This window comes from Fischerella muscicola PCC 7414, assembly GCF_000317205.1.
Taxonomy (GTDB): Bacteria; Cyanobacteriota; Cyanobacteriia; order Cyanobacteriales; family Nostocaceae; genus Fischerella; species Fischerella muscicola.
The window spans coordinates 1-4,003 of sequence record NZ_AJLK01000187.1 but is presented as its reverse complement, the minus strand read 5'-3'; the positions used below and the strand labels follow the sequence as shown (position 1 = coordinate 4,003).

The 4,003-nt window shown below is 42.5% G+C and carries 4 protein-coding genes; all 4 read right to left on the bottom strand.

Translation table 11 applies throughout. The features are described 5' to 3' along the window. Positions 1 to 213 precede the first annotated feature (213 nt). Positions 214 to 399 carry a hypothetical protein gene (locus UYI_RS0129140; protein ID WP_016870220.1) on the bottom strand — a complete coding sequence of 62 codons (186 nt, stop codon included), beginning with the start codon at positions 397 to 399 and terminating at the stop codon, positions 214 to 216. Between the two features lie 284 nt (positions 400 to 683). Further along, a complete protein-coding gene (larB, locus tag UYI_RS0129135) occupies positions 684 to 1,472 on the bottom strand; it encodes a nickel pincer cofactor biosynthesis protein LarB (protein WP_016870219.1) in 789 nt (262 codons plus the stop codon). Between the two features lie 99 nt (positions 1,473 to 1,571). Beyond that, positions 1,572 to 3,365, bottom strand: coding sequence for an ABC transporter substrate-binding protein (locus UYI_RS0129130; RefSeq protein ID WP_016870218.1), 1,794 nt, complete (start codon positions 3,363 to 3,365; stop codon positions 1,572 to 1,574). Positions 3,366 to 3,491: 126 nt separating this feature from the next. Next, positions 3,492 to 3,971, bottom strand: a complete 480-nt coding sequence (gene ispF, locus UYI_RS0129125) for a 2-C-methyl-D-erythritol 2,4-cyclodiphosphate synthase (RefSeq protein WP_016870217.1) — start codon at positions 3,969 to 3,971, stop codon at positions 3,492 to 3,494. Between the last annotated feature and the right edge of the window lie 32 nt (positions 3,972 to 4,003).

The following is a 4,003-nucleotide window of genomic DNA, read 5'->3' as shown; positions in this document are numbered from 1 at the left end:
GGGGGCTAGGGTCCCACTTGTGGGGTTGGGGGGCAGGGGGGTGTGAGGAGTAGTAGCTACTAATCAGTATTGTACAGACGCGATGTTCCTCGCGTCTCTACTAACAACTAACCACTAACCAATGTACAGACGTGCCATGGCACGTCTGGTACAACAACCAACAACCAACAAACAACAACCAACAACCAACAATCAACCATCAACAAACAACCACTAACCAAAACTTGTCAGATTCCGAATCATATAACCAATTGCCAATCCAATCAAGAGCGCCCAGGCTTGGCCTGATTGGACAAAATGCGTAAAGGCTTTTTGTATCTGCCCAATAAGATTTGGATCAGTAATGTTTTGAGCTAGGATAGTCAAATTTTCCGGTAAATGCCAAATTAACTGAGACATCGAATCACTAAGATAATTGAATTGTTCAAATTTGTTCTTGAATAAGGGTTGAAAGGGGACAAGGAGGACAGGGAAGAACTTTTCACCAATCTCTGATCCGTGATCCCACTCTCCAATCTAAAATCCAAAATACCTTTTCCCTTTAACCTTTGCCCTTTCCCCCTGATTATGTCGAGATACTGATCGTTAGCCAAAAACTCAAGGCAAAAGCAGCCAACGTGATCAAAAGTTTCATTTCTAAGTGATGTTTTTCACTAATGTAAAAGTAACATCACCGTCATAACTCAAGAATCAGATGATGCCATCCGCAATTTCTCGGCTGTTCGCAAAATTTGTCCTGCTAGCACCGCCGCACCAAAGCCATTATCAATATTTACTACACCAACTCCAGCAGCACAAGAGTTGAGCATTGTCAATAGAGGTGCTAAACCTCCGAAACTTGCACCATAACCAATGCTAGTAGGAACAGCAATCACCGGACAGTCTGCTAAACCTGCTACTACACTCGGTAAAGCACCCTCCATACCTGCGACGACAATCAACACAGAGGCATTTGCAATCACGTGGCGGTTACTCAGCAAGCGGTGAATGCCAGCGACTCCCACATCCCAGAGGCGTTGGACACGAAAGCCAGAAAGTTCTGCTGTGACAGCGGCTTCTTCAGCTACAGGTAAATCGGCTGTACCAGCAGAAAGAATGCCAATTGTGCCGGGATAACGTGGTTCAAGATTGGGAGGAGCGATCGCACAAATTCGTGCTGATTCGTAGTATCGTAAATCTCTCACCTTGGGTTGCAGTGCTGCGTAAATCTCCGGTTCGATGCGAGTTGCCATGACTACAGAGTTACGTAGACGCATCGTCTCCATAATTTGCGCAATTTGAGAGGGGGTTTTGCCAGGGCCCCAAATCACCTCCGGAAAACCAGTTCTGATGGCGCGATGATTGTCAATTTTGGCAAATTCACCCACAGGTTCATAAGCTAAATATTTGAGTTCATCCAGTGCGGCATCTAGGGAAACATTACCATTGGCAACAGCTTGGAGGAGCGATCGCAAACTTTCGTCATTTGTCATTTGTCAATGGTTAGTAGTTAGTAGTTAGTAGTTAATTGTTGATTGCTTACCACCCCTCACACTCCCCTATCACCCCCTAATCCCTGATACCTGATTCCCTTAATTATCTTCAGCAATTTTTAGCTCATAAAGATTCCAGAACGGGCCACCGAGGGCGGTATACTTGATGCCTTGGAAGCGATCGCGTACTGCCTGCAAATCTAATCTTTCTACCAAGTGAATAAATGGTAATTGTTCTGAGGCTATGCGCTGATACTCGTAATAAATTTCCTTGCGTTTGTTTTCATCTATTTCTTGAGCGCCCTTAATATAAAGGCGGTCAATTTCCTTCTCCCAATCAGAAACTTCCCAACCAGTGATCGGCGGACCGCCTGGCTGCGGGCCAAGATTAAATGCATGGGATGCGCCGTTAATTCTCCAGATGTTACTAGCACTGTGAGGTTCAACACCACCACCAGCAAAACCACCAAGATAACAATCCCAATCTTGGGTAACTTTTAGTTTTTCCAGATAAGCGTTGAAACTGAGAATTTGTAAATCAACTTGAATGCCAATCTTAGCCAAATCCTGCCTAATTTGTGCTGCCATATCCCCTCTGACTTTCCTTTCGGCATTTGTCAGCAGCGTAAATCGGACTCGGTTGCCATCTTCATCTACTAGCTGATTTGCATTATATTTGAACCCTGCTTGCAAAAGTAATTTCTTGGCTTTTTCTGGATCATGATTGTAAACTTTCAAGCCTTTTTCTGGAGGCAGATAATAGGGACTTTTGACATAAACGAAGGAATTTTGCAACTCACCTAAGCCACGAAATGCATTTGTTTTCATTGTTTCGCGGTCAAGAGCATAGGCTACTGCTTGTCTAAATTCCTTTTTATTAAACCAACGAGATTTAATTGGATTTACAAAAGGCTGACCCTTAGCATTTTTAGCTTTACTGAGATTAAAAGAAATAAATGTAGTGCTAGTATCTGGCCCACCATTATAGATTTTAAAGTTTGCTCGTTTTTCTTCCCGCTTCAATAAACTAAAACCTTCTGGAGGAACTTCGAGATTATCCAACTGTCCGGAGCGGAAACTGATTAACTGGTTATCAGTCGATTCAATAATCTGGAAAATCAACCTTTCTATGTAAGGTTGAGGATTTCCTTGAGCATCTTTGCGCCAATAGTATGGATTGCGTCGGAATATGACTCGCTGACTGGGAATATAGGTTTCCATGACATAAGGCCCATTACCAATAATTTTTTTGGGATCAGTGCCTGTTGTCCACATTGTGAGAAATTTGGGATTACCGCCAGGATCAGTTGTGTGAATAGATTCCTTGAGAGCATGAGCAGGCAAAATTGTAATTCCACCTACCCATCTCAAAAAAGGAGCAAAAGGTTCCGGTACAGTGAATTCTACTGTTAGATCATCTATTTTGCGTACCTTGGGAGTATCACCACGCTCATTAATTCTTAAAGAATCTTTCGTCGGCGTGGGTATTTTGGGGTTTAAGTAGATGTCATTGTAGCTAAATACAATATCATCAGCAGTCATCGGCTTACCATCTGACCACTTGAGTCCTTTTTTGAGAGTCATGACAACTCGCTGTCCATTGTCAAGGACTTGCCAAGACTCCGCTAAACCAGGTTCTAACTCATTAGTTAAAGGATTTTCGATAATTAATGAGTCATAAAGGGGCCCGAAGACACTGTATGCCGACTCATTTAGTGCTGAGTTAAAAGTGGAAGGTTCACCCAAAACAGCCACAATCATTTGCGGCACTTGAGCAGCTTGTGTTTGATAATTAGACGGGTTACAGGCAACAGTTACCAGTGCAGTGATTAAAGCCAGAATTATTAATAAGCGAAAACGCTTAATAGAGGGAAAGATACTAGCAAAACTCATCATTTATTAATATCAAAATATTTTCATTTGCCCTCAACTACAGTTGGGGCTAATAGCTAAAGTCAGCTAAAAGCTGACTATAATTATGAACTATTTCACCTGATTAAGTGGGTTTAACTGAATAAATTACCCTTGTAAAAGTAAAACAACTGCATAAGCGCAAATACCTTGTTCTTCTCCAACGGGGCCTAGTTTTTCGTTGGTAGTAGCTTTTATTCCGACTTGATTTGGTTGTAATTGCAAAACTCCTGCAATTTTTTCCTTCATCTTTTCAATATGAGGTTTTAATTTTGGACGTTCTGTTACTACCACCGAGTCTATATTACCTATTTGCCAGCCTTGGGAGCGAATGAGTTGGTGGACTTTACTTAATAACACCAAACTATCAGCTCCTGCCCATTGCGGATCGCTAGGGGGGAAATAATGTCCGATATCGCCCAGAGATAAAGCTCCTAGCATAGCATCCATAATCGCGTGGGTAAGGACATCAGCATCACTATGCCCTAGCAAACCTAGAGAGTGAGGAATATTGATCCCGCCAAGAATCAGAGGGCGATCGCTCACTAGCCGATGAATATCATAACCGTTGCCAATCCGAATGTTCATTTTTAGTCCAGTGTCAAGTTTCAAGTGTCAAT

What these genes read in the sequence shown, in the direction of transcription:
- UYI_RS0129140 (WP_016870220.1), bottom strand. Translation starts at nt 399, where the DNA reads ATGTCTCAGTTAATTTGGCATTTACCGGAAAATTTGACTATCCTAGCT.
- larB (WP_016870219.1), bottom strand. Translation starts at nt 1,472, where the DNA reads ATGACAAATGACGAAAGTTTGCGATCGCTCCTCCAAGCTGTTGCCAAT.
- UYI_RS0129130 (WP_016870218.1), bottom strand. Translation starts at nt 3,365, where the DNA reads ATGAGTTTTGCTAGTATCTTTCCCTCTATTAAGCGTTTTCGCTTATTA.
- ispF (WP_016870217.1), bottom strand. Translation starts at nt 3,971, where the DNA reads ATGAACATTCGGATTGGCAACGGTTATGATATTCATCGGCTAGTGAGC.